Genomic DNA, 26,336 nt, shown 5'->3' with positions numbered 1-26,336 from the left:
TCAGGCGCGATACCCGCCGCCATCGCGATCGAGAAGGCGAAGCAACGCAGTCCATTCGCGGTCGAGGTGAACCGTGTCCAGATAGGCGTAGTCATCGTGCTGCTTGGCCGCGTGTTCGCAAACTTCGGGCGAAGGAATAGTCACCTTCTGACCAGCGGAAAGCGTCGCCACCTGGATTTCACACGCCTTGTTCAGGTAGTACATCCGCGTGAATGCTTCCGCAACCGAGCGCCCGGTGGTCAGCAAGCCGTGGTTGCGCAGGATCAGATATTCCTTCTTGCCGATCGACTTCACGATCCGTTCGCGCTCGTCCAGTTCGAGCGAGATGCCCTCGTACTCGTGGTACGCGACACGGTTATAGAACTGCATGCTGATCTGATTCAGCGGCAGAAGCCCGCATTCCATTGCAGCTACGGCCATGCCGTAGGTCGTGTGCAGATGAACCACGCATTCGACGTCGTGTCGAGCCTGATGCAGCGCACTGTGGATGGTGAAGCCCGCGGCGTTGACTTCGAAACGATCGTCGCCGATCGGTTTGCCATTCACGTCGATCTTGACCAGCGACGACGCAGTGATTTCATCGAAGAACCAGCCATGCGGGTTGATGAGGAACTGGTCCTGCGTACCCGGCACGCGCGCGGAAATGTGCGTGTAAATCAGGTCGGTCAGCTCGAACTTGGCGGCCAGGCGGTATGCCGCAGCGAGTTGCACACGGGTGTCCCATTCCTCTTGCGAAATATTCCGGGGTTTGCGGTTGATGTGCGGGTCGGTCGTGGAAATCATGTTTTGAATTTCTCCGTGATGATCGGGTTCAACGTGTCAGGAGTTGAATTGCTTTTTGAAGGGGGCCTTCACGACCCGGCTACAAGGCGGAAACGAGTGCAGGTATGACCTCGAATAAGTCACCGACGAGGCCGTAATCGGCTACGCCGAAGATCGGTGCTTCGGAATCCTTGTTGATCGCGACGATGACCTTGCTGTCTTTCATACCCGCGAGGTGTTGAATCGCGCCAGAGATGCCGACCGCGACATACAACTGCGGCGCGACGATCTTGCCGGTCTGCCCGACTTGAAAATCGTTCGGCACGTAGCCGGCATCGACTGCCGCGCGCGATGCGCCGAGCGCTGCGCCCAGCTTGTCGGCCAGCGGCTCCAGCGTCTTCGTGTAGTTCTCGCCGCTGCCCAGGCCACGGCCGCCCGAAACGATGATCTTCGCGCTCGTCAGTTCCGGACGATCGAGCTTCGTCACTTCGCGGCTCACGAACTGCGAGATGCCCGCGTCGGCGGCGGCTTCGATTTTTTCTATTTGCGCGTTACCGCCTTCAGCCGCGACCGGATCGAAACCCGTCGAGCGCACGGTGATGACCTTGATCGGATCGATCGACTGCACGATCGCGATTGCATTGCCCGCGTAGATCGGGCGCTCGAATGTATCGGCGCTATCGACGGCGGTGATATCGCTGATCTGCGCGACATCGAGATGCGCTGCAATGCGCGGCGCGATGTTCTTACCGTAAGCCGTCGCCGGAGCCAGAATGTGCGAGTAATCCTTCGCGATATTCAGCACCGTGCCTTCGATGTTTTCCGCGAGGCCATCGGCGAGTTGGGGCGCATCGGCGAGCAGCACTTTCGCCACGCCGGCGATCTTCGCCGCAGCATTCGCCGCGCCTTGCGCGTTCGAACCTGCAACAAGCACGTGAACATCGCCGCCAATCTTCGCAGCCGCCGCAACCGTATTCAGCGTCGCTGCCTTGATCGAGGCGTTATCGTGTTCCGCAATGATGAGACTCGTCATGATCAGATCACCTTCGCTTCGTTCTTCAGTTTCTCGACCAGCGTCTTCACGTCCGGCACCATGACGCCCGCACTGCGCTTCGGCGGCTCGGTGACTTTCAACGTCTTCAGACGCGGCGTGACATCGACGCCCAGGTCCGCAGGCTTCACCGTGGTCAGCGGCTTCTTCTTCGCCTTCATGATGTTCGGCAGCGTCACGTAGCGCGGCTCGTTCAGGCGCAGGTCCGTCGTCACGACTGCGGGCAACTTGAGAGACAGCGTTTCCGCACCGCCATCGACTTCGCGCGAGACCGTGGCTTTACCGTCGGCGATCACGACCTTCGATGCGAACGTCGCCTGCGGCAGACCCGCCAGCGCAGCAAGCATCTGACCGGTCTGATTCGAATCGTCATCGATGGCCTGCTTGCCGAGAATGACCAACTCGGGCTTTTCCTGATCGACCAATGCTTTGAGCAGTTTGGCCACGGCGAGCGGCTGCAACTCCGCATCCGTTTCCACCAGCACTGCGCGATCCGCGCCAATCGCTAAAGCCGTACGCAACGTCTCCTGACATTGCGTCACACCGCACGACACAGCGATCACTTCGGTCGCGACGCCCGCTTCTTTCAGGCGCACCGCTTCTTCAACCGCGATCTCGTCAAACGGATTCATCGACATCTTCACGTTACTAATATCGACACCCGTGTTATCCGACTTCACGCGGACCTTCACGTTGTAGTCCACCACGCGCTTCACTGGCACCAAGATCTTCATTGCTGTCCTCTGCATTACCTGATTTGTCATTCGCCCAAGTAGGCTGCTCTAACCTTTGGATCGTCCAGCATCTGTTTGGCGTCGCCAGACATCGTGACCATCCCGGAATCCATCACGTATCCTCGATTGGCGGCCTGGAGCGCCAACCGGGCGTTCTGTTCAACCAGCATCACAGTGATGCCCTCGGCAGAAATCTCACGGACTACCTCGAAGATCTTTTCGACCATGATGGGCGACAGGCCCATCGACGGTTCATCGAGCAACAGCAGCCGTGGCTTGCTGATGATGGCCCGCGCCATCGCAAGCATTTGCTGTTCGCCGCCGGAGAGCGTCCCGGCGAGTTGCGTCGCGCGTTCCTTCAGGCGCGGAAAAAAGCCGAACATCCGATCGACGTCGGCCTTGATGCCGTCGTTGTCGTTGCGAAGGTACGCGCCCATCTGCATGTTCTCGACGATCGTCATGCGCGCAAAAATGCCTCTGCCCTCCGGCACCATCGCGAGTCCGCGCTTCAACAACTCGTGCGACGGCACGCCCTTGATCGACTCGCCCAGATACTCGATATCGCCAGCCGAATACGGTTTGAGCCCCGTGATGGCTTTCATCGTCGTGGTCTTGCCCGCACCGTTGGCGCCGATGAGGGTCACGAGTTCGCCCTGCCCGATCTCCAGATCGACGCCCTTCACCGCCTGGATGCCGCCGTAGTTGACCTGAAGGCCCTTGATTTTCAGCATGCAAGTCGGCATCAGTGCACTCCCGCGCCAAGATAGGCTTCGATGACTTTCGGGTCCTTCTGAACATCCTGTGGAAACCCTTCGGCGATGACCTTTCCGTAATCCAGTACGGTCATGCGGTTGCATAGACCCATGACGAGCTTCACATCGTGCTCGATCAGCAGAATCGTTTTTCCGTCGCTTCGAATCTTGTCGAGAAGCTTGGTCAGTTCGACCTTCTCGGTCGCATTCATGCCCGCTGCCGGCTCGTCGAGCGCCAGAACCTTCGGATCGGTGGCGAGTGCCCGCGCGATCTCCAACCGTCGTTGATGCCCGTACGACAGATTCCGCGACGTGTAATCCGCGTATTGGAGAACGCCGACGTAATCGAGCAATTCGAGCGCTCGGTCCTTGATCTCGCGCTCTTCGCGTCGCTCGGCGGGTGTCTGAAAAACCGCGCCGATCAGCCCGTGTTTGGTTCGAACGTGTCGGCCGACCATCACGTTTTCCAGCGCCGTCATGCCGCCGAAGAGACGAATGTTCTGGAACGTCCGCGCGATTCCCGCCTGAGCCACTTGATAGACCGCCGTTGGCTTGTAGTCTTGCCCGTCGAGCTTGAAGACGCCCGAGTCGGGCGTATAAAGACCCGTTATCACGTTGAAGAACGTCGTTTTTCCAGCGCCGTTCGGTCCGATCAAGCCGTAGATCGTGCCCTCTTCGATTTCCAGACCTACATCCGAGAGCGCCTGCAATCCGCCGAAACGTTTGGTGGCTCCCTTGACGGACAGCCGAATCATCTTTTCACTCATGTTCAATGCTCCCGTCGATCAGGATTGAGCCAGCTTCTTCGCGTTGCGCCTCGCCACCTTCGCGATCTTGTCCTCGTGTTTCGGCGCGGGCCACAGGCCTTCCTGGCGATAGAGCATGATCAGCACCATTGCAAGTGCGTAGACCAGTTGGCGGATGACTTCGGTATCGACGATCTCGTGCCCGAAGAGCGCATGCTGCAGCGGACCCATGGTCGTGCGCAGGGCTTCGGGAAGGATTGCCAACAACACGGCCCCGAGAATGACGCCCGGAATATGGCCCATGCCGCCGAGCACCACGCAGGCGAGCACGACGATCGACTCTTGCAGCGTGAACGACTCCGGCGATACGAAGCCCTGGAATGCGCCGAACATCGCGCCCGACAGTCCGCCGAACGACGCACCCATCGCGAAGGCGAGCAGCTTGACGTTTCGCGTGTTGATCCCCATCGCTTTCGCTGCGATCTCATCTTCGCGAATCGCCGCCCATGCGCGACCGATCCGGCAGTGCTGCAATCGCGTGCACACCCAGATCACGAGCAACGCGCACAGCACGAATGCGTAGTAGTAGAGATATACCGATGGAAACTGCACACCGAACAACGTGTGCGTCTGCGCGAGGCTGTAGCCGCCGACGTGAACCGGATCGATGCCGTTGATCCCTTTCGGACCGTTCGTGATGTTCAGCGGACGATCGAGGTTATTCATGAAGATCCGCACGATCTCGCCGAATCCGAGGGTCACGATCGCAAGGTAATCGCCGCGAAGACGCAGCGTCGGCGCACCCAGCAGGATGCCGAACAACGCGGCAACGGCCATCGCAAGCGGCGCGATGATGACGAACGGAATATGAAGGCCGCCCGGTGCGAGATGAGCGATCCATTCGAACTGGCTGGCCAGATGGGGAGACGAGAGAAGCCCCGCCGTGTATGCGCCAACCGCGTAGAACGCGATATACCCGAGGTCCAGCAGGCCGGCGAATCCCACCACCACGTTCAGACCGAGCGCGAGCATCACGTAGAGCATCGCGAAGTCGAGCACGCGGACCCAGTAGTTTCCGCCGACCGCGCCGATGATCATCGGTGCGGCTGCGACCAGCACGGTCGTTGCGACGACGACTGCAATCCGATGAGCCGCGCCTCGCTCGGGTACCAGCGTCGTGGATGGCTCGATACGTTGAATCGAAGTCATGTCTTTTGTCTCCCTCGTTAAGCGCGGTCGGCGACACGCTCGCCGAGGAGGCCTGACGGTCGAAACACCAGGACACCGATGAGCACGACGAATGCGAACACGTCTTGATAGTTGCTGCCGAACACGCCGCCCGTCAGCGCGCCGATGTACCCGGCTCCAAGCTGCTCGATGAGACCCAGCAGGACGCCGCCGACCATTGCGCCCGCAAGATTTCCGATACCGCCGAGCACCGCCGCGGTGAAGGCTTTCAGGCCCGGAATGAAGCCCATATAGAAGTGCGCATTGCCGTATTCGGACGCGATCATCACGCCCGCAAGCGCGGCCAGCGCAGATCCGATCATGAACGTGGCAGAGATGACGAAGTTGGGGTTCACGCCCATCAGGGAAGCGTTGGCCGGGTTCTCGGCGATGGCGCGCATCGCGCGGCCGAGCTTGGTTTTATGGACGAGCAACAGCAGGCCGCCCATCACCAGGAAGGCCACCGCCATGATCACGATTTCCGTCATGGAGATCACGGCGCCGGGCGTCGTGTCGGTGGGCGCAATGACGTTGAGCGGATCGGTCGGGAGCAGTTGCGGAAAGGCGAGCGGATTGCGCGACCAGATCATCATCGCGAGGGTCTGCAGCAGGATGGATACGCCGATGGCCGTGATCAGCGGCGCGAGACGCGGCGCCTTGCGCAGCGGACGGTACGCGACGCGTTCGATCGTGTAGCCCACGATCGCGCAGACGACGGCCGCAACGACCAGCGCAATCGCGAGCGTGAGCACATTGCCCAGCCCCGGAAAGTGGTTCTGCAACACCGAGATCGTCGACAGCGCGACCAGCGCGCCGACCATCAGCACATCGCCGTGCGCGAAGTTGATGATCCCCAGGATGCCGTACACCATCGTGTACCCCAGGGCGATGATCGCGTAGACACTGCCCAGCACCAAGCCATTCAGAATCTGTTGAATAAAGATATCCACTGGCACTCCATGACGCTCCCGGCTTCGAGAGCTGTTAAGCCATCGGACTGGCGAATCGCCGGCCCGACGACACATCAAAACGGCGCATGCAGATTCGGGCTGACCGCCCCGCCTCTTCCGCGCCCCCGCTTCGATCAAAAAACACGGGGAAAATTAATTTTTCGCGAGTTTTGCGCCAATCGGTGAAGTTACCTAGATGCAGCTTCGAACAGACCAGATTTCTTCGATTCCGTTCGCGTTAATCCTTATAAAACAGTGCTTTACGCAAGCGAAAGATTGGAGAAGAATGCTCTCAAAGATCTTTTTAATTTGTTTGGCTTGACATCACTTTATGACGTCACTCATCATATGTCAACGAGCAAAAAATAGAGACGGCAAGAGCAGGAACAGAGGGTGTGGAAAGAGGCCGAGTCGTCCCTGCGCCACGCCTTCGAACGATTTGTTCGTCATCGGGAAAACGCGCTGAGCGGTGCTCGGCGCATATCATGGTTTACAAGGAGAGTCATGGTGGCCAGTCACGATAAAGCACGAGTGGGTGTCGACATCGGCGGGACTTTTACCGACGTCGCGCTGGAACTCGGTGGAGCGCTCTTTTCCACCAAGGTGCTGACGGATTACGAGGCGCCCGAGCGCGCCATCATCAAAGGCATCGGCATCGTTGCGGACAAGGCTGGTATCGCGCTGAAGGACATCGGCGTCATCATTCACGGCACGACGCTCGCGACGAACGCCCTGATCGAGCGTCGCGGCGCGAAGACGGCTTTCGTCACGACGGAAGGCTTCCGTGACACGATCGAGATGCGGACCGAAAACCGCTTCGAGCAGTACGATTTGAACATCAAGCTGCCCCCTCCCCTCATCGAGCGCGCGGACCGTTTCACGCTCAGCGAGCGTATCGATGCCCAAGGCGGCGTGTTGCTCGCCCCGACTGAAGCGCAAATCGAAGCTGTCGTCGATCGCATCGAAAAGGGTGGATTCGAGAGCGTCGCGGTCGGCTTTATTCACGCGTACGCGAATGGCGTGCACGAGCGCATGATGCGCGACGCCATCCTGAAGCGCCTGCCGAACGTTTCCGTGTCGATTTCGAGCGAAGTGTCGCCGCAGATTCGTGAGTTCGAGCGCTTCAACACGGTCTGCGCGAACGCCTATGTTCGGCCCATCATGAAGTCGTATCTGGACCGCTTGCTCGGCAAGGTGCGCGACGCGGGCGCGGTCTGCCCCATCTTCATCATTCACTCGGGCGGCGGCATCGTGTCGGTCGAGAGCGCGTCGGAGTTTCCGGTTCGTCTGGTGGAGTCGGGTCCGGCGGGCGGCGCGATCTTCGCGGCGCACATCGCTGCCCGCTATGACCTGAACACCGTGCTCTCCTTCGACATGGGCGGCACCACGGCCAAGATCTGCCTGATCGACGATCTCACGCCCAAAACGGCGAACACCTTCGAAGTGGCGCGTACTTATCGCTTCAAGAAAGGCAGCGGCATGCCGATTTCGATTCCCGTCGTGGAGATGGTCGAAATCGGCGCAGGCGGCGGTTCGATCGCTTCAATGGACGTCATGCGCCAAATCCGGGTCGGTCCGCACAGCGCCGCGTCCGAGCCGGGTCCGGCGTGCTATCAACGCGGCGGCACGCAGCCGACCGTCACCGACGCCGACTTGCTGCTGGGCCGCCTCGACCCCGCGAACTTCGCGGGCGGCACCATCCCCCTGTCTAGCGATAACGCGGCGAACGCGATGGTCGCGGAAGTCGGCGGGGCGATCAACCTCAGCCCCGAGGAAACGGCCTACGGCGTGGCGGAAGTCGTCGACGAAAACATGAGCAACGCGGCTCGCGTTCATGCGGTCGAAAGCGGCAAGGACATCGGCGACTACACGATGATTACGTTCGGCGGCGCCGGCCCTCTGCACGCCGCGCGCCTGTGCGAAAAGAGCGGCATCAAGAAGTTCATCGTTCCGCCCGGTGCGGGCGTCGGTTCGGCGATTGGTTTCCTGCGCGCGCCGTTCGGCTATGAAAGCGTTCGCAGCGCGAGCATGCGCTTCGCCGATTTCGATGCCGATGCGCTCAACGAGATCGTCGATCAGTTGCGCGAAGAGGCGCTTCATTTCGCGCGGCAGGGATCGGGTGAAGCGGAGCCTGTGGTCGAGATCAAGACCTTCATGCGCTATGTCGGGCAAGGCTGGGAAATTCCCGTGGCGATTCCGCATCGGCGCTTCACGGCCGATGATCGCATCAACTTCGCCGAAGCGTTCACGAAGTCCTACACACAATTCTTCGGCCGCCCGATCGATGGCCTGGATATCGAGATCGTCAGTTGGGCGGTCAAGGCGAGCTCGCCGCTGCCGCCTGTCGAACGTCTGCAAATGGTCACGTCGCGCGACGCCGCGAAGGTGCAGAAGACCCGCAAGATTTTCGACGCCGCGCTGAGCAAGTTCGTGGAGGCGGCGATCGTCGAGCGCGCAACGCTCAAGGTCGGCGAGAGCGTGAGCGGCCCCGCCATCATCGTCGAGCCGGAAACGTCGACGCTGGTGACCTCGTCGTTCACTGCGACGGTGCAGCCCGATGGCTGTCTGCTCGCGGTATCCAAAGAATCTGCACATCAGGAGTAAAGGTTATGTCATTGAGCAATCTCGACACCATTCACATGCAGGTCATGTGGAACCGTCTGATCTCCGTGGTCGAAGAACAGGCGATGGCCCTGATTCGCACCGCGTTCAGCACCAGCGTGCGCGAAGCGGGCGACTTGTCCGCAGGCATCTTCGACAAGCGCGGACGCATGCTCGCCCAGGCAGTGACGGGCACGCCGGGCCACGTGAACACGATGGCCGAAGCGGTCGAACACTTCATGACCGATATCGGCGTGGAGCGCATGTACGAAGGCGATGTCTATCTGACCAACGATCCGTGGAAAGGCACCGGTCACCTGCATGACTTCACGGTCGTCTCGCCTTCGTTTCATAACGGCGAGCTGATCGGCTATTTCGCCAGCACGGCGCATGTGGTCGATATCGGCGGTCGCGGTTTCGGCCCGGACTCGCGCGAAGTGTACGAAGAAGGTCTGTTCGTGCCGATCATGAAGTTCATCGAGCGCGGCGAAGTAAATCGCGACCTGGTCAACATCCTGCGCCACAACGTGCGCGAAGCCGACAAGGTCGTGGGCGATCTGTACGCGCTCGCCTCCTGCAATGAGACCGGCCACAAGCGGCTCATCGAGATGCTCAAGGAGTTCGAGCTGAAGGACGTCGAAGGCATCGGCGAGTTCATCCTCGCACGCAGCCGCGAGGCCACACTCGAGCGTATCGCCGCACTGCCGAAAGAAACGCAGACGAACGAAATGACGCTCGACGGCTACGACACGCCGGTCAAGCTCAACGTCACGCTGACGGTGGCTGACGATCATCTGCTCGCCGACTTCGCAGGCTCGTCGCCGGCCAGTCCGTTCGGCATCAACGTGCCTCTGCTCTACGCGAAAGCGTATGCGTGCTATGGCCTCAAGTGCATCATCGCGCCGGAAGTGCCGAACAATGCCGCGTCTCTCGAACCGTTCAAGGTTCAGGCGCCCGAGGGCTGCATCCTGAATGCACAGCATCCGAGCCCGGTGGCGGTTCGTCACGTTCTCGGCCACTTCGTTCCTGATCTGGTGCTGGGCGCGCTTCACAAGGTCGTGCCGAATCGCGCGCCTGCCGAAGGCTCGGGCGCGCTGTGGAATCTGCACGTCAGCGCACGCCCGGTTCAGGAAGGTTCCGGACTCAAGGGCAGCGAAATCCTCATGTTCAACAGCGGGGGCACGGGCGCGCGTCCCGAACTCGACGGACTCTCGGCGACGGCGTTCCCGAGCGGCGTGCACGCGATGTCGGTCGAGGCCACGGAACAAGTCGGGCCGATCGTCGTCTGGCGCAAGGAGATGCGTTCGGGTTCGGGCGGTGCAGGCGAGCATCGCGGCGGCCTCGGTCAGATCGTCGAAATCGGACCGCGCTCGGGTTATCACTTCCGCTTCAATGCGATGTTCGACCGTATCGACCATCCGGCGCGTGGTCAGTCCGGCGGCAAGTCGGGCGAAGCCGGCGCGGTCACGCTCTCGGACGGCACGAAGATGCGCGGCAAAGGCACGCCAGCGGTCGGCGAGCATCAGCGCGTCACGCTGTCTTTGCCTGGCGGAGGCGGTGTCGGCGCGCCGGAACAGCGTTCGAAGGAAGCATTGCTTCGCGATGTGCGCAACGAATATATCTCTGAGGCGCAACTGCGCGCGGACTACGGCGTCACGCTGGACGCCCTGACCGCATCGACCAAACAATAAGGAGTCAGGCATGACCGACGTTATCAAGCCCCCGTTAAAGAACATCCTGATCACCGGCGCCGGCGGCGCTTTGGGTTCCGTGCTGCGGGAGTCGCTTCGTCCTTACGCCGAGACACTCAGCTTGCATGGCCGGCAATCGCTCGGTGAAGTACGCGAGAACGAAAAGCACTTCATCTGCGACCTCGCCGATCGCGATGCCGTGTTCGAGATGCTCAAGGGCGTGGACATGGTCATTCACATGGGCGGCGCTCCGCGTGAGAATACCTTCCAGGTGATCCTCGATTCGAACATCGTCGGAAGCTACAACATTTACGAAGGCGCTCGTCAGGCCGGCGTGAAGCGCGTGATCTATGCAAGTTCGGTTCATGCGATCGGTTTTTACGAGTGCACGCAGACGATCGATTCGAACGTGCCGCAGCGGCCCGACAGCCTTTACGGCGTGAGCAAGACCTTCGTCGAAAACCTCTCGCGCTATTACTTCGACAAGTTCGGCATCGAGTCCGTGTGTCTGCGTATCGGCTCGTGCTTTCCGAAGCCGACCGACCGCCGCATGCTCGCGACGTGGCTCTCCTACGATGACTTCACGCGCATGTGCGTGCGCTCCCTGTTGACGCCGAGCGTCGGACATATGATCGTCTACGGGAACTCGAAGAACAGCGCCAACTTCTGGGACAACACGGCAGTCGGTTATCTGGGCTATCACCCGCAAGACTCCGCCGACGAATACGCCGCGGAAGTCTATGCGAACACGCCCATGCCCGATCCCCTTGACCCGGCCGTCAAATATCAGGGCGGCAAGTTCGCGGCGGACGGTCATTTCGAAGACCCGAAAACGAACTGACCGGCTCGTCTCCCAACGTCTTTTCTGGACAGCAAAGATGGCACAGCAAGCACAGAAATCCCACTATGACGTCGTCATTGTGGGTGGCGCCGTGGTGGGAAGTGCGACCGCATATTTCCTCAAGCAAAACCCCGACTTCACGGGTTCGATACTCGTCGTGGAGCGCGACTGGTCTTATGCGCAGTCCGCGACCGCTCTGTCGAGCGCCTCGATCCGGCATCAGTTCTCGAATCCGTTGAACATCAAAATCTCGCAGTTCGGGACCGAGTTCATTCGCAACTTTCATGAACTCGTCGCGGTCGACGGCGATGCACCGGAACTCGGTTTCAAGGAGAACGGATACCTCTATCTGGGCGATGCGAAAGGTGCGCCGATGTTCGAGCGCAACTATGAAACGCAGCGCGAGAACGGCGCGGACGTCGTTTTGCTCGACCCGGAGAAGCTTGCCGCGCGTTTTCCGTGGCTCAACATCGACGGTCTCGTCAACGGCGTGTACGGGCAAACAGGCGAAGGCTGGTTCGACAGCTACGGCCTGCTTCAAGGCATGCGCAAGAAGGCGCGCTCGCTGGGCGCGGAGTACATCGAGAATGAAGTCGTCGATATCCGCCGCGAGGGTTCGAAGATCACCGGCATCGTTTTGAAGAGCGGTGAGGAGATCGGTTGCGGCGTGCTGGTCAACGCAGCGGGCACACGCGGCCCCGCGATGGCGCGCAAGGCGGGACTGGACATTCCGGTCGAGCCGAGAAAGCGCTGTCTCTTCGTCTTCGATTGCCGCACGCCGCTGGAAGGCACGGTGCCGCTCACTATCGACACGACGGGCATCTTCTTCCGCCCCGAAGGTAAATACTATCTGACGGGCTGTTATCCGGAACCCGACCCGCTCGCAGACGTGGATGATTTCGACGTCATCCATTCCGAATTCGAAGAGATGATCTGGCCCGCGCTCGCTGAACGCGTTCCGGCCTTCGAAGCGATCAAGGTCGTCAGTTCGTGGGCAGGCCACTACGATTTCTGCATGCTCGACCATAACGCGATCGTCGGACCGCACCCGGAAGTGAACAACTTCCTGTTCGCCAATGGATTCAGCGGACACGGTTTGCAGCAGTCGCCCGCGGTCGGCCGAGGCTTGAGCGAGCTGATCGTCTATGGACAGTACCGGGCGCTCGACCTTTCGCCGCTCGGATACGAGCGTGTGGTCGAGAACAAGCCCTTCCTTGAAGAAGGTGTCATCTGATGAACACACTCAGGTATCGAAACGCAGTAGTCACCGGCGCGTCCAGCGGCATCGGACGGGCCATTGCGACGCGTCTCGTGAAAGACGGTCTGCACGTCTACGCCGTCGGCCGCGACGCGAGCGCGCTCGATTCGCTCGCAGCCGTTGGCAATATCACGCCGATCGCACTCGATTTGCGCGACCCGTCTCCGCTTCGCGGAGTCTTCGAACGAACCGAGATCGACGTCGTCGTGAACAACGCGGGACTGTTGCCGGCCATCGCCAAGTTCAACGAAAGCAGTCCGGACGATGTCGACAACATGATCGACATTAACTTACGCGCCCCGCTCCGGCTCGCGCACATGGCGCTGGCAGGCATGGTCGAGCGCGGCCGCGGCCATCTGTTTTTTATCGGGTCGAGCGCGGGGCGATTCCCGCATCCGAACACGGCGGTCTATGGCGCAACCAAAGCGGCCATCAGCATGTTTTGCGACTCGTTGCGCTGTGACCTGCTGGGAACCAAGGTGCGTGTGACCGAACTGGCTCCCGGTCGTGTTCAGACCAACCTCTATCGAAGCGCTCTGGGCGAGCAAGGCGCCAACGAGAAGCTTTACGAAGCGTATCGCTCGATTCAGCCCGAAGATATTGCCGAGCTTATTTCGACGGCGCTCAGACTTCCCGAAGCCGTGGACGTCGCGCGGCTCGAAGTTTTCCCGACCGATCAAGCCCCCGGTGGCTCGCAGATCGTTTCGGTCAAGTCCTGACGAACCCCTTTATTCGAGACTCAGATGAAGAATCAGAGAGTAGTGATTGTGGGAGGCGCAACCGGCCTCGGATTGAGCATTGCGAAGCTGATGCTCGCGGACGGCGTCGAAAGCATCGCGCTCATCGACAAGAACGGGCCGCTGCTGTCGGAAACGGTCGCGTCGCTGAAGAGCGAAGGACATCGCGTCGTCGGCGTCGAAGGCGACATCACGCGTGCAAGTCTTGCGAAAGAAGCCTTTCAGAATGCCGTGAAGGAACTGGGACGCGTCGATTGTCTGGTCAACAGCGCAGCGATCTATCCGCGCAAAGCCCTGCTCGAAATCTCGGACGACGACTGGGATCTCGAGAACGCGGTGAACATCAAGGGCACGTATCACATGATGGTCGCCGCAGTCGAACACATGCGCAGCCGTCCGAAGGTCGAAGCCCACATCGCTGGCCGGATCGTGAATATCACGTCGGTCGACGCGTTCAAGGCGCATCCGCAGAACGCGCATTACGCGGCGACGAAGGCAGCCGTCGTGAGTCTCACCAAGTCGTTTGCGCAAGAGGTCGCGAAGGACGGCATTCTGGTGAACTCGGTCGCCCCTGCAGGCTTTGCCACGGAAAAGGCAAAGAAGGCGGGCTTTCTCGGTGAACTCGCCGCCGCCAATCCGCTGGGTCGCGCTGCCGAACCGGAAGAAATCGCTCAATGGGTCGTCATGATGGCCAGTGCGCGCAATACCTATGCGACGGGCGAGAACGTCATCGTCAGCGGCGGCTATATCTACGCTTGACGGATGTCACCGGCTTGATCGAACTGTTTCTCGTCAAGAGCCACGCGCCAGCGCTCGCTGTGATAAAGTCGTAATATGTCATACGGCGGAAGTCAGACGGACGTAACGTCTGCTTTCGCTGGCGCGGCCATCCGCAACCGTACTTTGCGGAGCTCTAATTAATCCGGTGTGAGGCACTCGGAATGGACGCTGAAACCCTGCTGAAGAATGCTTCGAGTTCCGGAAAACGTCGCAGCCTGACTGAGCTCGTGATTCAGGCACTCAACGACAAGATCGATCGGGGCGACTACCCTCCCGGTTCGAAGATGCCGACCGAGCCTGAACTGTGTTCCGAGTTTGGCGTGAGCCGGACCGTCATACGCGAGGCCGTGGCCTCTCTCAAACTGGGGCGCCGCCTGATTGCGCGTCATGGCGTCGGTGTTTTCGTTGCCGAGGCGCCCGGTCATAGCGAAGGTACAGCCTTTATCGACTCGACTACGCTGAACAATTCGATGCACGTGCTCGAATTGCGCACGGGTGTCGAAACCGAATGCGCTGCCTATGCGGCTCAGCGTCGATCAGAAGCTCATCTCCGCGCGCTGAAGGAAGTCTATGCCCGTATGGAAATCGTCGCAGTCGATGACGATGCGGAATGCGCGCGGGCCGACTTCGAGTTCCATCTCGCCGTTGCCACTTGCTCGGAGAATCCGCACTTCGCGTCGATCCTTCGGTCGATGGGACAGGAGATCATCATCGATCTGCGTCTCAAGCATGCCAAGGCCAATCCCAAAGAGCGCAGAACGTATATTCGTCGTATCCAGCGCGAACACGGCGACATTCTCGCCGCGATCGAGCAACAGGACGTGACCGCGGCGAGACGCGCGATGCGACGTCACCTGAACGAAAGCCTCGAGCGGTATCACAATCTCACGAGCAGTCGCGCCGAATAAAAGTACCGAGCAAAGCGAAAGGCCGTAGCGCCTCCGAAAGGAGTGCCCTACGGCCTTTTCACTTCCATGTCGCGCAGCGCTTATCGACTCGACAATGCGTCGCGAGCAACCCGGCACGCGGCCAGATCCCAGGCGCCGCATCCGACCGCCTTCATCAGGATCGGCGTGCCCTTTGGAATGCGCGTGGCGTCCACTGACCCGAGGCTGGTCACTTTCGCCCAGTCGACATCCGCCTGAAGCAGGTCGCCCGCCTCGGCACGCGTGCCCGCGAGGTTATCGACGAAAACGAGACTGCCCCGCACGGTTCGCGGCGCCAGTTCTGCCGCGTCGGGGGTCGACGAACCTGCGCCGATCACCAGTCGATCGGCTCTCGCTTCCTCGTCATAGACGGGCTTTCTGCTCGTCGTAACCGTGATGACGGTGTCCACTTCCTCCGGTATTTTCCCTTCAGTCGGAGACACGTCGATGCCGTCGAGCTTGAGCGTATCGCGGAAGGCGATTTCCGATGCAGGGTCGATGCCCTTCACATAGACGCGTGCCTCGGGATACAGCGCCATGATCGCTTGCGCGTGATAGCGCGCCTGAACCCCCGTGCCCACGATGGCAAAAGTCTGCGGCTTCGCGGGATGCAGGAGACGGACACCCAGCATCGACAACGCGGCGGTACGGCGCCCGGTCAGCGTCTGTCCGTCGAGAATGAACTGCGGCTCGCCCGTTTCACCGTCGCATACCGTCACGAGACTGAAGATCGTCGGGAAACCTTTCTGCAGGTTATCGAAGTTGACGCTCACGAGTTTATGGATCGCGATGTCCTTTGCACTCGCCGGCATCGTCAGAAACTGACCGTCCCGCCCCAGCGGCAGGCTCACACGAACCGGCACGTGGATGCGCCCCTGATCCAGTTCACGGCTTGCGATCTCCAGCGCGTCGACGAGCGCCCGGTAATCGAGAATGCGCGCGGTCGTCGCGCTATCCAGTACTTTGACGTTTTCCACTTCTTTCTACTCCTTCAGACAATCGGATGGTTTTTCACGCGAAGCGGTCGGCTCTGAACGGATTCAGGTCAACGGCTGTCGGCGCACCAGCTATCATTTGCGCGACCAGTTCGCCCGTGACGGGCGCGAGCGTCAGCCCCAGATGCTGATGCCCCGTCGCGACGAATACGTTTCTCGCGGTCGGCACCTCGTCGATCATGGGCAGGTAATCGGGAAGCGTCGGACGATCCCCGAACCATCGACTCGATTCTTTCGGCGCTGCGCCGGAGAACATGCGTGTGAATTCCTTGACGAGCATGTCCGCTCGCCGCCAGTCGGGCTTCTCGCCGCCGCCGAATTCGACGGTGCCGGCCAATCGGATTCCGGTGCTCATCGGGTTGCACGTGAATCCCGCTTCAACGAAGCTGACGGGGACTTTCAATTGATCGCTCGAAGGCTCCATGAGCTCGACGTGATAACCACGCTCGTTGGTCAAGGGGACTTTGGTTCCAAGAGGCTCGATCAGTTTTGCCGACAGCGCGCCCGCTGCGACCAGCACTTTGTCGACTGTCGTCGTTCGGGCGCCGGCATGCACGGTCACACGGCCGTCGCGTTCCAGGACAAGTCCCTCGACGCGGGCCTGACTGAAAGTGGCGCCCGCCGAGCGCGCCGCTTCGAACAGGCTCTGAACGATTCGGTGCGGATTCGTCACGGATGACATGCCGGGCACGTATCGGGCGTGACTGATCTTTGCCTTGAGCGAAGGGAGATAGTTCGCTCGCACCTCGTCAGCGTTCAACTCACGATGCTCCACGCCGAACCGGTCGAGCACTTCCATGAGTTGCTGGCGTGCCTTGTGGTCCTCGGGCTGCTCGTACACGTAGAGGGCGCCAATGTCTCTGAACAGCTCCTTCGGAATCTCTCCTGATTCGAGCAGTCGCCGCCAGCCCGCTTTTGCGACCGTGACGAGACTCGCGAGCGAGACGGTGTTGCGCGCATAGTTCGACGGCGATGCCTGTCGTACGAACTTCCACATCCACGGCGTCATCCGGGGAATGCCCTGAGTGTTCAGCCGGAGCGGACTGTTCTGCTGCAACAGCATTCGCGGGATGCCCGCGACGGTCTGGGGACTGGCGAGCGGCGCCACGTGATCGACAGCGATGATTCCCGCGTTCCCGAACGAGCACCCGGAACCAGGCGCGGCGCTGTCGAAGATCTGCGCCCGGAAGCCCTTCTTCGCGAGATTCAATGCTGCCGAGCATCCGATCAGCCCGGCCCCAATGATCAGTACGTCTTTCATATATCGATTCTGTTAGCAAGCGACACTCGAGCGCCGATCAATCGCTCCGGACCACCGAGTCGCTCGCCCGTCTGAAAGAGCAATGCCGGCAACGGTCGATGATCCCGTTGCCGGCGATGCGGTTCTATTGCCAATCGCCTGTTAGCGTCGGATCTCAGTTTGTTTTCAGCGGCTCGATCTTCTCTCCGTTGGTTTGTGCGACCGGCACCCACTTGCCCTGTTCGACCTTGTAGAGCGTCGCGCCCGGCGCTTTCAGGTCGCCGTTGGCCTGGAACGAGACGTCGCCCGTGACGCCCGGAAACGAAACCGATTTGATTTGCGAGCCGTAGACCTTCGGGTCCGTCGAATTCGCTTTCTGCATCGCGCGGATCAGCACCCACGTCGCATCGTAGGCATTCGGCGCAAACGCAACGACGCCCTGGCCGTACTTCGATTTCATCCTGTCTTCGAATTGCTTGCCGGTCGGGCTCGCCGTCAACGGCGCGCCATAACCCCATGACAGCGCGCCGTCCGAGGCCTGCGGTCCGGCCACTTGCAGGAAGGTGTCGTTCTGGAAGCTGCCGCCGCCGAGCAGCACTGCCTTGATGCCCAACGCGCGCATTTGCTTTGCGATGGTCGCGGCCTGTTGATCGAGGCCTGCCCAGAACACGACGTCAGGATTGATCGACTTGATGTGCGTCAGCTGCGCGCGAAAATCCACCGCCTTGTCGGTCGTGAACTCGCGCATGGCGATCTTGCCGCCCGACTTTTCCACGCCTTTGACGAACTCGTCGGCGATGCCCTGGCCGAATGCCGTCCGGTCGTCCATCACCGCAATGCTCTTGGACTTCAGCGACTCGACGGCATACCGGCCCGCGAGCTGCCCCATCTGCGCATCGGAATTGATCAACCGGAAAACGTCCGCGTAGCCCTGCGACGTGAGCGTCGGGTTCGTTGCTGCGGGCGACACCATCGGGATTCCCGCGCCGTGATAGATGCGGGATGCCGGAATGCTGGTTCCGGAGTTGAAATGGCCGACGACGCCCGCGACGTGCTCGTCGACCAGCTTTTGCGCGACCTGAGCGCCGATCCGGGGATCGCCCTGATCGTCTTCCACTGCGAGCACGAAGTTCGCCGGCTTTCCGCCGATGACCAGCTTTTTGGCGTTCGCATCATCGATCGCAAGCTGGGCGCCGCGCTTGATGTCTTCGCCATAGTGCGCAGAGGAGCCGGTGAGACCGGCCGCAAGACCGATATTGACATCGTCGGCAAAGGCGCTTGGAGCCGCGAGCGAGGCACCGGCCGCGAAAGCGCACGCGACGACGAAGGGCTTGAACATGAGCGGGGATTTCATCTAAAACCTCTGGCGCGTTGAAAAGTTGGCTGACCTCGACCGCGGCGGTCTGCGGATGGTCCGTGGCTTCCCTGCGTTCGTCACAGGGATGCGCGACGCATGGAAAACTGTGGCGCATGACCATCAAAATATTAGGTGAGACGTCATATGTCAATGAGTCAAAAACCGGATTCGGATCGGGACTTCCCACTAGATTGGAAGGCACCGTTTTGGTGCGCAGAAAAGATTAAGGGCGTACTTCACGATTCGACGTGAAGTACGCCCATGCCTTTTTTGGATGTTGCGTTCTGTCGCTTCAGCCAGCTTTCTCAGCTCACCTTCCGTCCGAGACGATCGAGCGGAACGTCGAAGGTTTCTCTCATGGAGAAGATCGAAACCGCGGAAAGCAGACACACGAGCGCTGCGAAGGCGGCCGGCATCACCCACGGCGCGGTGCCGAACTTGCCGATCAGCGCGGTTTCGATCAGCGGGGCGAATCCGGCGACCGCGAAGCCGAACTGAGTGCCGATCGCCATGCCCGAAAGTCGAACTTGCGTCGGAAAGCGCTCGGCATAAGTCGCCGGCCAGACTGCGTTGGTGATGCTGTACACGACGCCACCGAGAAAGACACCCGTTGCGAGCACCAGCGCGTCGCTTCCGGTTGTGATCGACCACAGAAAGACTGCGGCGCCGATCGCACACAACACGTTGCCCGCGATGAACACCGGGCGACGGCCGATCCTGTCGGAAAGCGTCGCATAGAAAGGGATGGTGAAAACCGCGATCAGATTGCCGATGATGGCGGTCCACAGCATCGTCGACGTGCTGATGTGGTGCTCCATCGTGCGCGAGAACGACAACGCGAACACGGCGAACGTCGTCCCGATGGATGCGATCAGCGCCGCGAAGAACACTTGCAGCAATTCCTTCCGATACGTCGTGAAGAGGGTTCTGAGCGGAGCGTGCGGAACTTCGCCGTGTGACGCCTCGCTCTGGAAAGCGGGCGTTTCCTCGAGCCGTGAACGCACGATGAAGCCGACGATGACGACCGCCGCGCTCAACCAGAACGGCACGCGCCAGCCCCACGACAGCAGTTGATCTTCCGACAGCAAGGCGGCAAGCGGCAGCACGACTGCTGGTGCGAGCACCTGACCGCCTTGCGTGCCGCTCAACGTCCAGCTCGTGTAATAGCCGCGACGATTCGCGGGTGCGTGTTCGAACGACATCGAATTGGCGCCGGCCTGCTCACCCGCGGCGGAGATGCCTTGCAGTATCCGCAGCACGACGAGCAACGCGGGCGCGAGAATCCCCGCGCTTTGATAGCTCGGCAGGCAGCCGACGAGAAACGTCGATACGCCCATCAGCAGCAGCGTGCCGACCATCACGACTTTGCGACCGAGACGGTCGCCGTAGTGACCCATCAGAAATGAGCCGAGTGGACGGGCCGCATAGGCGACGCCGAAAGTCGCCATCGATGCGAGGGTCGCGGCGGCCATGTCGCCGGGAGGAAAAAAGATGCGCGGGAAGATCAGCGCGGCCACCGTGCCGTAAATGAAGAAGTCGTAGTATTCGAGCGCGCTGCCGATCCATCCGGCGATCGCGGCTTTTCTCGCCTGCCGTCTGCTGTCAGCCTGTGCAAGCGCTGGCGCGGCGCGGTTTTCCATCGTGTTTGTCGTCATGTCTGTCTCCGTTTCTTTGTCTGAAAGGTCTGATACTGGCTAGGTTCTGTGCTGAAGCAGTTGCTCGGTGGCCTGGCGAACGAGCGTCGCGCGCTTCAGTGAATCCGTCTCGCGGATGAGCGGCACTTCCACCGACAGCGGCACGTCCTTCGGCGACGCGGCGAGCAATTTCAATAAGGGTAACTGACCTTCTCCGGGCAACAGCCGATTGCTGCGTGCCTCGTCGACGATCCCTGAAGGGGATGGCGATGCAATGGGCGCATCGCAGAGCTGGATGCTGCCGATCAACGCGGGGTCGAGCGCCGCGACCGCTTCGACTGTGCCGCCCGAGCGGAACAGATGCAGCGCATCGACGAGCACGAATGCGTTGTCCATGCGAACCGCCTTGACGATATCGACTGCGTCTTCGAGTCGTGCGACCGGTCGCCAGATCATGAACTCGATGTCGAGCGAGAGCCCGAACGGCCGGGCCAGATCGCATAGCGCGGCAAGACGGTCGATGACGCGCGCGCGATCCGCATCGTCGATATTGATACATACGCGCCGTGCGCCGAGTTCCGCGCCCGCTTCGAACGCGGGCACGTAGTCGTCGATGCGTGTGTCAGGCGCGATGCGCACCACTTCGATGTCGGACACGATAACGTCGTGCGCTTTCATGAGCCGCAGGGTGTCGCGCAATTCAGGCGCTCCGGCACGCAGCGGATACGCAATGCCGCCCGGCATCGGTGAACACAGCCGGATGCCGACGGCCCGAAAGCCGGCTTGCGCTGCCAGCGATATCAGATGCGGCGGCCCGACATCGAGCACGGTGAGATGAGAAAGGGAAAGCCGGTTCATTGCGTCGCGCCTCGTCCGGTCAGTAGGTGGCGCGTCCGCCCGTGAGATCGAACGCGGCGCCGGTGGTGAACGAGCACTCTTCCGTCGCCAGCCACGCGACCATCGACGCGACTTCGTCGGGACGGCCTGCGCGTCCGAGCGGAATCTTGGCGAGCACGAAGTTGCGCGCGTCGGCGGTCATATTGCGGAGCATGTCCGATTCGATGGCGGCAGGGGTCACGCAATTGACGCGAATCTGCGTATCCGCGAGTTCCTTGCTCAACGATTTGGTCAACGCGATCACGCCGGCCTTCGATGCCCCGTAGGCGCCCTGATTCGGATTGCCTTCTTTCCCGCCCACCGACGACAGATTGACGATTCGCCCATGCTGCGCACGACGCAGATAAGGCAGCACCTCGCGGCAGCAGATGAACACGCCCGTGAGATTGATGTCGATGACCTGCCGCCAGGCGTCGATCGCATACGTTTCGACGGGACCGATCGGGCCGTTGATGCCCGCGGCGTTGATCAGAACGTCGATCGAACCAAAGCGTTCGAAGGCCGCCTTTGCGGCGGCGGCAACACTGGCGGCGTCGGTCACATTCACCTGAGCCGACGAAACGGCACGGACGTTTTCGGCTGCCGCATGCGCGGCCGCGCCATCGATATCCCAAAGCACGACCTTCGCTCCCGACGCGACGAATCGTTCGGCAATCGCATAGCCAATCGCGCCGGAGCCTCCTGTCACGACGCATACGCGATTGCGCAAGTCCAACTGGTTCATCTTTCTTGTCTCCATCCGTTCAAAATCGATGAACCGATACTAGGGACAAACGCCCGGTTTGTCGTATGCTGAAAGTCCGATAACCTATAACTTTTGGTTAATCGCCGGGACGAATCCAGTGCGTTTCAAGCTTCGCCACATGGAGGTTTTTCGCGCGGTCATGCTGACCGGCTCGATCAATGCCGCGTCGAAGCTGCTGTTCGTCTCGCAGCCCGCCGTGAGCAAGCTGGTTTCTCATGTCGAGACCACACTGGGCCTGCGCCTCTTCGAGCGCTCGAAAGGCCGGCTGGTGCCCACGGCGGAAGCGCACGCGCTCTTCAGGGAAGTCGAGCAGGTTTATCAGGCGGCTGTGCGCGTCGATGAGTTCGCCCATGCGCTGGCGCTCGGGCCGTCGAGTCTTCTGCGCGTGTCGTGCAGCGCCTCGCTCGCGATGAGCGTGGTGGCGCCCGCACTCGTCGAACTCAAGAGGAAGCTTCCGGCGCTGACGGTGAGCTGGCAGACCACGCTAATGGCCGATATGCCGATGGAACTCCTGAGCAAGGAGGCGGAGGTCGCCATCGCTGCCATGCCCGTTCTGCACGAGCATCTGGAAAACGTTCCGTTCATGTACGGCAACATGGTCTGCGCCATGCCGAAGGGGCATCGGCTGGAAGCACAGCCGAGCGTTTCGCTTGCGGATCTGGCAGACGAGCCAGTCGTGCTGTTCAAGCGCGACATTCCGTTCGGGACGGTAATTGCGCAAGCCTGCCAGCAGGCGGGTGTCGAACTGAAATCGACGATCGACGTGATGCGTGCGGATCAGGCGCTCGCACTCGTAGAGGGCGGACTCGGCGTGACGATCGTCGATACCTTCGCTACGACAGGGAGCGCGCTGGTCATTCGCCCGCTGCGCGAAGCCATCGAGTTGACGGCGCACTTCGTGTACTCGCGCTTTGCGCCGCCATCGCGTAATGCGAGCGTGTTCATGCAGGCCGTGTATCGGCGGGCGACCGTCTTGCAGCGCGCGATTCCGGACGCGTTCGTTCCTGATTGACGTCGTTGAAATCGAATGGCGGTTTCAGCCGAAGCGCTCTACTCTGCCTTGATGCGGCATTCGTCGCAGCGCCGGATTCGCTCATTCGTGAAGGAGCACGCCATGCACAAAAGAATGGTCGCGAGCGCGTTCATGCTGATCATGCTGTGCCTGTCCACGCTCGCCCGGGCCGATGCAAATCCGTTGCTCGGAACATGGCGCCTGAAGTCGTTCGTGCGCGAAGTCAGTGGCACCGGCGAGCGATACAACCAGCTCGGCGATCATCCTGACGGCTATCTCACCTACTCGCCGGATGGCCGGATGCTCGCGTTCTTCGTATCCGGCGATCAGCCACGGCCGCGGAGCGAGCCCTCCGACGAAGAGCGAATCAGGCTTCATAAATCGATGCTCGCGTACGGCGGAACGTATAGCGTGTCGCCCGGCAAAGTCGTGCATCATATCGACATCGAATGGGACGGCAGGCGCATCGGAAGCGACCAGGTGCGGTTCTACGCTATCGACGGCGACACGCTTACGATCAAGACCGAACCGAACAAGAGTCCCGTAGACGGGCGCGAAGGCGTAGGTATCCTGACGTTCGAGAGGGTGAAGAGTTTGCAGCCGCAATGAGGTCTGCAACGCTTTTTCTCCACCGTACTCGGCGAATACCTGTCGCGTCCCGAACGACAGTGCGCTGCAATCTGTCGGACCTGAGCCACCATCCTTCCCCGGCCGGTCCACCCACGCATCCCTGCACAATCGGGCGCGCGCGCCGCCCATAGCCTGTCCGTCAGTTTTCCCCACGTTCACGCTGACGATTGGCACGTCATGTGCAGTGTTCGGGGACGCCCGACATCGCCGTATTGAAACGCCGGGCAACCTTGAGCGAGTCGTGGGGATCGTATGTCCGGGCGATTGCATCGTCGATTACTGTGCAGCATCGTCGCGATCACGGCGATCGGCAGCGTCTGCACGTCGCGCAGTGGGCCGTCTTCGGTGACGATTCAGGGCGGCGCGATCGTACGGCCCGCCGTGGCGGCCGTCGAGTCCACGCCACCCGCGGCAGCGATCATTCAGGCTGCCGCGCAGACCGAATCCGCTCGCGAGGACATTCCCGAAACAACGCAGGACGCAACCGATCCCGGCATCGAACGGCTGCGTGGCGCGACGTGGTGGGAAGCGAATCGCAAGTTGCGGCCCCAGCTTGCGCAGGTCGGCGACCTGATGTTCGCGGCCAGGTCGCCCGAAGGCGAAACGGAACAGTCAGCCGAAGGTGCATCGCGCGTGCAGCGTCTGCGCGACGCGATGCGCGCGCATCAGCAGCACAAGCCCGCAGGCTGGAATCGGCTCGTGACGCAGGTACGCGCCGCGCGCGCGAAGGCCGGCGATTATTCCGCGCTGATGTTGGCCAACGCCCTGATCAATGAAATCCGCTATCGCGACGGCACCGACGGCAGCTACTATCCGCCCGCGCGCTTCTTCGCCGAGAGCGGCGTCTGCAAGGACTTTGCGGTGGCCAAGTACCTGCTGCTGCGCGAGGCGGGCTTCGACGCGTCGCAATTGCGCCTCGTGTTGCTCGCGCCCCGCTACAACAACACGCCCGACGACTGGCACGTGATGCTCGTCGTGCAGACCGATGGCATGGCCGCGCCGGCGGCACTCGATTCGCCGCCGCCTCCCGTGCGCAAGCGCATCGGCGATGCGTCCGACGACGCAGTGCGCGCCGACACGGTCGACACCGTCGATACCGCCAGCAAGTCCGGCCCGTCTGCGCGGCTCGCAGCGATCCTCGCCGGCCGCAAGCCCGCCGACGCGGTGCTGCACGCGCCCTCCGGCCCCGCGGTCGCGACACTCGACGCGTCCGGGCAGGCGGAGCGCCCGCTTGCCGTCGTTTTCAATGAGCTAGGCAGCCTGTCATTCGAGCGCGAGACGCCTGTCTTCACACGCCGGCCGCACGTCTCCAAACGGCGCGGCATTCGCACGATCGTCGCGGACGACGCAGGCCAATCGTGGAGCATAGATTCGTCGGGCGTCTTTCCGAAATGGCAATTGACCAATGCGAGCGGCGAGGCAAAGGGATGATATTTTTTTGATCCGCAAATCGGACGGTTATATGTCTTCAGGCCGATATCAAATAGAAAGGATTTTTGAAAGGCAGATTAGCTCGTCATGGATTTCCAGATAACGCGAATCGCGAGATATCGAACTCCGAAAAGCGCAGTCTCTTTCGATTGCTCAGCCGCACTACCCCGCTAAAGCACGCACGTTCGGCCTGGGAACAATTTTCCGGCTTCTTATCGAACCGGTCGCGAGCAGGCGGATTTACCGGTGTTATAAAACAACACTGCGTTTCTTTCTTACTATCAAAGCCAAACCTGTCATTTCTTGCGGTTAAGATTCCCACCCGCGCTTCTATCGTTTCGATTAGAGCCTCAAGTTCATCTCCTTTGCGCCGTTAGAAATAGAGACGACGGAAAACTCTCTGCGAAAGACGACCGTTCGGATTACTTCCCGAAGACGTTTCTCGCAGGCCGAGATTGTTTTGTCGCTAGCCCCTTAAAACCGTTATCAGGCTCGAAATGCCAGCGGCATCGAAGACCAATCGACAACTGTTCAAGACCACGTGGCCGTTCGTGGCAGTCGTTGCGTCGCTGCTGGCGCTCGTCGCGACGAGCCTGTCGATCATGTCGTCCGTGCGGGCTTACATCGGCGGTGAAAGCACGTGGTCGAAAGGCCAGAAGGACGCGGTCTTCTATCTGATCCGCTACGCGCAGACTGGCGACGAAAAAGCCTTTCGCCAATATCAAAGCGCGATCGCATTTCCGCTCAATCTCAAGCGCGCACGGCTTGCGCTCGACAGCGCCCAATCCGATCTCGGCACGGCACGACAGGCGTTGCTCGAAAGCGGCGTCGATCCCGCCGACGTGAGCTCGGTGATCTGGGTCTTCCGCACCTTCCGCCGCGACAGCTTCTTCGAACAGGCAGTCACGTACTGGACGCGCGGCGATGCGCTCGTCGAACAACTCGTCGCCGCAGCGAACGAGCTTCGCGTCGCCAAGGCTGCGGGCCCCTCGGGCCGAAACGAGGTCGAGTCGCTGACGGGCGAAATCTGGAACATCAACTCCGCCATCGCGCCGATCTCCCGCGCCTTCGCCGATGTGCTCGGCGTCGCGTTCCGCAAGACGGCGCTGCTGCTCTTCGTCGTCAACGTGCTGGTCGCGGCGCTGCTCGTGTCCCTGTCCGTCTGGTACGCACGACGCTTCATCACCGCGCGGCTCGCCTCGGAACACGCGTTGAGACGAAGCGAGGCGCGCGCAAAGGCCACGCTCGGCTCGATCGGCGAGGCCGTCATTTCGGTGGGGCCGACCGGGTTCGTCGAGTTCATCAATCCGGCGGCGGAGCGCCTCTTCTGCCGCGACGC

The 26,336-nt window shown here is 61.0% G+C and carries 23 protein-coding genes and 1 pseudogene; 11 read left to right on the top strand and 13 right to left on the bottom strand.

The genetic code is table 11. The features are described 5' to 3' along the window. The 7 genes from AWB74_RS32490 to AWB74_RS32460 form a co-directional block, all read right to left on the bottom strand. Entirely contained in the window at nt 1-783 is a 783-nt protein-coding gene (locus AWB74_RS32490; RefSeq protein WP_061150719.1) for a class II aldolase/adducin family protein, read from the bottom strand. Between the two features lie 79 nt (nt 784-862). Beyond that, nucleotides 863-1,795, bottom strand: coding sequence for an electron transfer flavoprotein subunit alpha/FixB family protein (locus AWB74_RS32485; protein ID WP_061150718.1), 933 nt, complete (start codon nt 1,793-1,795; stop codon nt 863-865). Nucleotides 1,796-1,797: 2 nt separating this feature from the next. Beyond that, nucleotides 1,798-2,547, bottom strand: coding sequence for an electron transfer flavoprotein subunit beta/FixA family protein (locus AWB74_RS32480; protein WP_061150717.1), 750 nt, complete (start codon nt 2,545-2,547; stop codon nt 1,798-1,800). 26 nt (nt 2,548-2,573) lie between these two features. Beyond that, nucleotides 2,574-3,290: an ABC transporter ATP-binding protein gene (locus tag AWB74_RS32475; RefSeq protein WP_061150716.1), complete on the bottom strand. Its 717-nt coding sequence runs from the start codon at nt 3,288-3,290 to the stop codon at nt 2,574-2,576. Continuing rightward, nucleotides 3,290-4,066 (bottom strand): ABC transporter ATP-binding protein, encoded by a 777-nt coding sequence (locus AWB74_RS32470; protein ID WP_061150715.1) that lies wholly within the window; start codon nt 4,064-4,066, stop codon nt 3,290-3,292. The genes AWB74_RS32475 and AWB74_RS32470 overlap by 1 nt, the downstream gene beginning before the upstream one ends. Before the next feature lie 18 nt (nt 4,067-4,084). Further along, on the bottom strand, nt 4,085-5,254 hold the full coding sequence (locus AWB74_RS32465; protein ID WP_061150714.1) for an ABC transporter permease subunit: 1,170 nt from the start codon (nt 5,252-5,254) through the stop codon (nt 4,085-4,087). Between the two features lie 17 nt (nt 5,255-5,271). Further along, on the bottom strand, nt 5,272-6,222 hold the full coding sequence (locus AWB74_RS32460) for a branched-chain amino acid ABC transporter permease (protein WP_061150713.1): 951 nt from the start codon (nt 6,220-6,222) through the stop codon (nt 5,272-5,274). A 504-nt stretch (nt 6,223-6,726) separates the two neighbouring features. Between AWB74_RS32460 and AWB74_RS32455 the strand changes: the two genes are divergently transcribed. The 7 genes from AWB74_RS32455 to AWB74_RS32425 all read left to right on the top strand — a co-directional run bounded on the left by AWB74_RS32455 (nt 6,727) and on the right by AWB74_RS32425 (nt 15,038). After that, nucleotides 6,727-8,826: a hydantoinase/oxoprolinase family protein gene (locus tag AWB74_RS32455; protein ID WP_061150712.1), complete on the top strand. Its 2,100-nt coding sequence runs from the start codon at nt 6,727-6,729 to the stop codon at nt 8,824-8,826. A gap of 5 nt (nt 8,827-8,831) precedes the next feature. Further along, the gene (locus tag AWB74_RS32450) at nt 8,832-10,514 is read left to right on the top strand and encodes a hydantoinase B/oxoprolinase family protein (RefSeq protein ID WP_061150711.1); all 1,683 of its coding nucleotides are present in this window, start codon (nt 8,832-8,834) and stop codon (nt 10,512-10,514) included. A gap of 10 nt (nt 10,515-10,524) precedes the next feature. After that, entirely contained in the window at nt 10,525-11,355 is an 831-nt protein-coding gene (locus AWB74_RS32445; protein WP_061150710.1) for an NAD-dependent epimerase/dehydratase family protein, read from the top strand. Between the two features lie 37 nt (nt 11,356-11,392). After that, a complete protein-coding gene (locus tag AWB74_RS32440) occupies nt 11,393-12,589 on the top strand; it encodes an NAD(P)/FAD-dependent oxidoreductase (protein WP_061150709.1) in 1,197 nt (398 codons plus the stop codon). Then, nucleotides 12,589-13,332, top strand: a complete 744-nt coding sequence (locus tag AWB74_RS32435) for an SDR family oxidoreductase (RefSeq protein WP_061150708.1) — start codon at nt 12,589-12,591, stop codon at nt 13,330-13,332. Before AWB74_RS32440 ends, AWB74_RS32435 begins: the two co-directional genes overlap by 1 nt. 24 nt (nt 13,333-13,356) lie before the next feature. Then, on the top strand, nt 13,357-14,109 hold the full coding sequence (locus AWB74_RS32430; RefSeq protein WP_061150707.1) for an SDR family NAD(P)-dependent oxidoreductase: 753 nt from the start codon (nt 13,357-13,359) through the stop codon (nt 14,107-14,109). Between the two features lie 182 nt (nt 14,110-14,291). Further along, nucleotides 14,292-15,038: a FadR/GntR family transcriptional regulator gene (locus AWB74_RS32425; protein WP_061150706.1), complete on the top strand. Its 747-nt coding sequence runs from the start codon at nt 14,292-14,294 to the stop codon at nt 15,036-15,038. 80 nt (nt 15,039-15,118) lie between these two features. Here AWB74_RS32425 and lhpI read toward each other — a convergent pair whose 3' ends face one another. From lhpI to AWB74_RS32395, 6 genes are all read right to left on the bottom strand, one after another. Beyond that, on the bottom strand, nt 15,119-16,033 hold the full coding sequence (gene lhpI, locus AWB74_RS32420; protein WP_061150705.1) for a bifunctional Delta(1)-pyrroline-2-carboxylate/Delta(1)-piperideine-2-carboxylate reductase: 915 nt from the start codon (nt 16,031-16,033) through the stop codon (nt 15,119-15,121). Between the two features lie 34 nt (nt 16,034-16,067). Then, nucleotides 16,068-17,312, bottom strand: coding sequence for an NAD(P)/FAD-dependent oxidoreductase (locus AWB74_RS32415; RefSeq protein WP_061150704.1), 1,245 nt, complete (start codon nt 17,310-17,312; stop codon nt 16,068-16,070). A 154-nt stretch (nt 17,313-17,466) separates the two neighbouring features. Continuing rightward, the gene (locus AWB74_RS32410) at nt 17,467-18,645 is read right to left on the bottom strand and encodes a branched-chain amino acid ABC transporter substrate-binding protein (RefSeq protein WP_061150703.1); all 1,179 of its coding nucleotides are present in this window, start codon (nt 18,643-18,645) and stop codon (nt 17,467-17,469) included. A 308-nt stretch (nt 18,646-18,953) separates the two neighbouring features. Further along, nucleotides 18,954-20,303: an MFS transporter gene (locus AWB74_RS32405; RefSeq protein ID WP_200822063.1), complete on the bottom strand. Its 1,350-nt coding sequence runs from the start codon at nt 20,301-20,303 to the stop codon at nt 18,954-18,956. A gap of 39 nt (nt 20,304-20,342) precedes the next feature. After that, nucleotides 20,343-21,140, bottom strand: a complete 798-nt coding sequence (locus tag AWB74_RS32400) for a sugar phosphate isomerase/epimerase family protein (RefSeq protein ID WP_087039326.1) — start codon at nt 21,138-21,140, stop codon at nt 20,343-20,345. Nucleotides 21,141-21,159: 19 nt separating this feature from the next. Continuing rightward, complete coding sequence (locus AWB74_RS32395) at nt 21,160-21,903, bottom strand: SDR family oxidoreductase (RefSeq protein ID WP_061150701.1); 744 nt, start codon at nt 21,901-21,903, stop codon at nt 21,160-21,162. 139 nt (nt 21,904-22,042) lie between these two features. Here AWB74_RS32395 and AWB74_RS32390 point away from each other — a divergent pair, with 139 nt between their 5' ends. The 4 genes and pseudogenes from AWB74_RS32390 to AWB74_RS32375 all read left to right on the top strand — a co-directional run. Continuing rightward, nucleotides 22,043-22,936: a LysR family transcriptional regulator gene (locus tag AWB74_RS32390; protein WP_061150700.1), complete on the top strand. Its 894-nt coding sequence runs from the start codon at nt 22,043-22,045 to the stop codon at nt 22,934-22,936. A gap of 102 nt (nt 22,937-23,038) precedes the next feature. Beyond that, on the top strand, nt 23,039-23,545 hold the full coding sequence (locus AWB74_RS32385) for a lipocalin-like domain-containing protein (RefSeq protein ID WP_160110338.1): 507 nt from the start codon (nt 23,039-23,041) through the stop codon (nt 23,543-23,545). A gap of 273 nt (nt 23,546-23,818) precedes the next feature. After that, a complete protein-coding gene (locus AWB74_RS32380; protein ID WP_143749359.1) occupies nt 23,819-24,997 on the top strand; it encodes a transglutaminase domain-containing protein in 1,179 nt (392 codons plus the stop codon). A gap of 497 nt (nt 24,998-25,494) precedes the next feature. Beyond that, nucleotides 25,495-26,336 (top strand): annotated as a pseudogene (locus AWB74_RS32375) (hypothetical protein); the annotation flags it as partial.

It is taken from the genome of Caballeronia arvi, from assembly GCF_001544695.2.
In the GTDB taxonomy this organism is placed as follows: domain Bacteria; phylum Pseudomonadota; class Gammaproteobacteria; order Burkholderiales; family Burkholderiaceae; genus Caballeronia; species Caballeronia arvi.
This window is presented reverse-complemented; position numbering and strand designations above follow the sequence as displayed.

What these genes read in the sequence shown, in the direction of transcription:
- AWB74_RS32490 (WP_061150719.1), bottom strand. Translation starts at nt 783, where the DNA reads ATGATTTCCACGACCGACCCGCACATCAACCGCAAACCCCGGAATATT.
- AWB74_RS32485 (WP_061150718.1), bottom strand. Translation starts at nt 1,795, where the DNA reads ATGACGAGTCTCATCATTGCGGAACACGATAACGCCTCGATCAAGGCA.
- AWB74_RS32480 (WP_061150717.1), bottom strand. Translation starts at nt 2,547, where the DNA reads ATGAAGATCTTGGTGCCAGTGAAGCGCGTGGTGGACTACAACGTGAAG.
- AWB74_RS32475 (WP_061150716.1), bottom strand. Translation starts at nt 3,290, where the DNA reads ATGCCGACTTGCATGCTGAAAATCAAGGGCCTTCAGGTCAACTACGGC.
- AWB74_RS32470 (WP_061150715.1), bottom strand. Translation starts at nt 4,066, where the DNA reads ATGAGTGAAAAGATGATTCGGCTGTCCGTCAAGGGAGCCACCAAACGT.
- AWB74_RS32465 (WP_061150714.1), bottom strand. Translation starts at nt 5,254, where the DNA reads ATGACTTCGATTCAACGTATCGAGCCATCCACGACGCTGGTACCCGAG.
- AWB74_RS32455 (WP_061150712.1), top strand. Translation starts at nt 6,727, where the DNA reads ATGGTGGCCAGTCACGATAAAGCACGAGTGGGTGTCGACATCGGCGGG.
- AWB74_RS32450 (WP_061150711.1), top strand. Translation starts at nt 8,832, where the DNA reads ATGTCATTGAGCAATCTCGACACCATTCACATGCAGGTCATGTGGAAC.
- AWB74_RS32445 (WP_061150710.1), top strand. Translation starts at nt 10,525, where the DNA reads ATGACCGACGTTATCAAGCCCCCGTTAAAGAACATCCTGATCACCGGC.
- AWB74_RS32440 (WP_061150709.1), top strand. Translation starts at nt 11,393, where the DNA reads ATGGCACAGCAAGCACAGAAATCCCACTATGACGTCGTCATTGTGGGT.
- AWB74_RS32435 (WP_061150708.1), top strand. Translation starts at nt 12,589, where the DNA reads ATGAACACACTCAGGTATCGAAACGCAGTAGTCACCGGCGCGTCCAGC.
- AWB74_RS32430 (WP_061150707.1), top strand. Translation starts at nt 13,357, where the DNA reads ATGAAGAATCAGAGAGTAGTGATTGTGGGAGGCGCAACCGGCCTCGGA.
- AWB74_RS32425 (WP_061150706.1), top strand. Translation starts at nt 14,292, where the DNA reads ATGGACGCTGAAACCCTGCTGAAGAATGCTTCGAGTTCCGGAAAACGT.
- AWB74_RS32415 (WP_061150704.1), bottom strand. Translation starts at nt 17,312, where the DNA reads ATGAAAGACGTACTGATCATTGGGGCCGGGCTGATCGGATGCTCGGCA.
- AWB74_RS32410 (WP_061150703.1), bottom strand. Translation starts at nt 18,645, where the DNA reads ATGAAATCCCCGCTCATGTTCAAGCCCTTCGTCGTCGCGTGCGCTTTC.
- AWB74_RS32405 (WP_200822063.1), bottom strand. Translation starts at nt 20,303, where the DNA reads ATGACGACAAACACGATGGAAAACCGCGCCGCGCCAGCGCTTGCACAG.
- AWB74_RS32400 (WP_087039326.1), bottom strand. Translation starts at nt 21,140, where the DNA reads ATGAACCGGCTTTCCCTTTCTCATCTCACCGTGCTCGATGTCGGGCCG.
- AWB74_RS32395 (WP_061150701.1), bottom strand. Translation starts at nt 21,903, where the DNA reads ATGAACCAGTTGGACTTGCGCAATCGCGTATGCGTCGTGACAGGAGGC.
- AWB74_RS32390 (WP_061150700.1), top strand. Translation starts at nt 22,043, where the DNA reads ATGGAGGTTTTTCGCGCGGTCATGCTGACCGGCTCGATCAATGCCGCG.
- AWB74_RS32385 (WP_160110338.1), top strand. Translation starts at nt 23,039, where the DNA reads ATGCACAAAAGAATGGTCGCGAGCGCGTTCATGCTGATCATGCTGTGC.
- AWB74_RS32380 (WP_143749359.1), top strand. Translation starts at nt 23,819, where the DNA reads ATGTCCGGGCGATTGCATCGTCGATTACTGTGCAGCATCGTCGCGATC.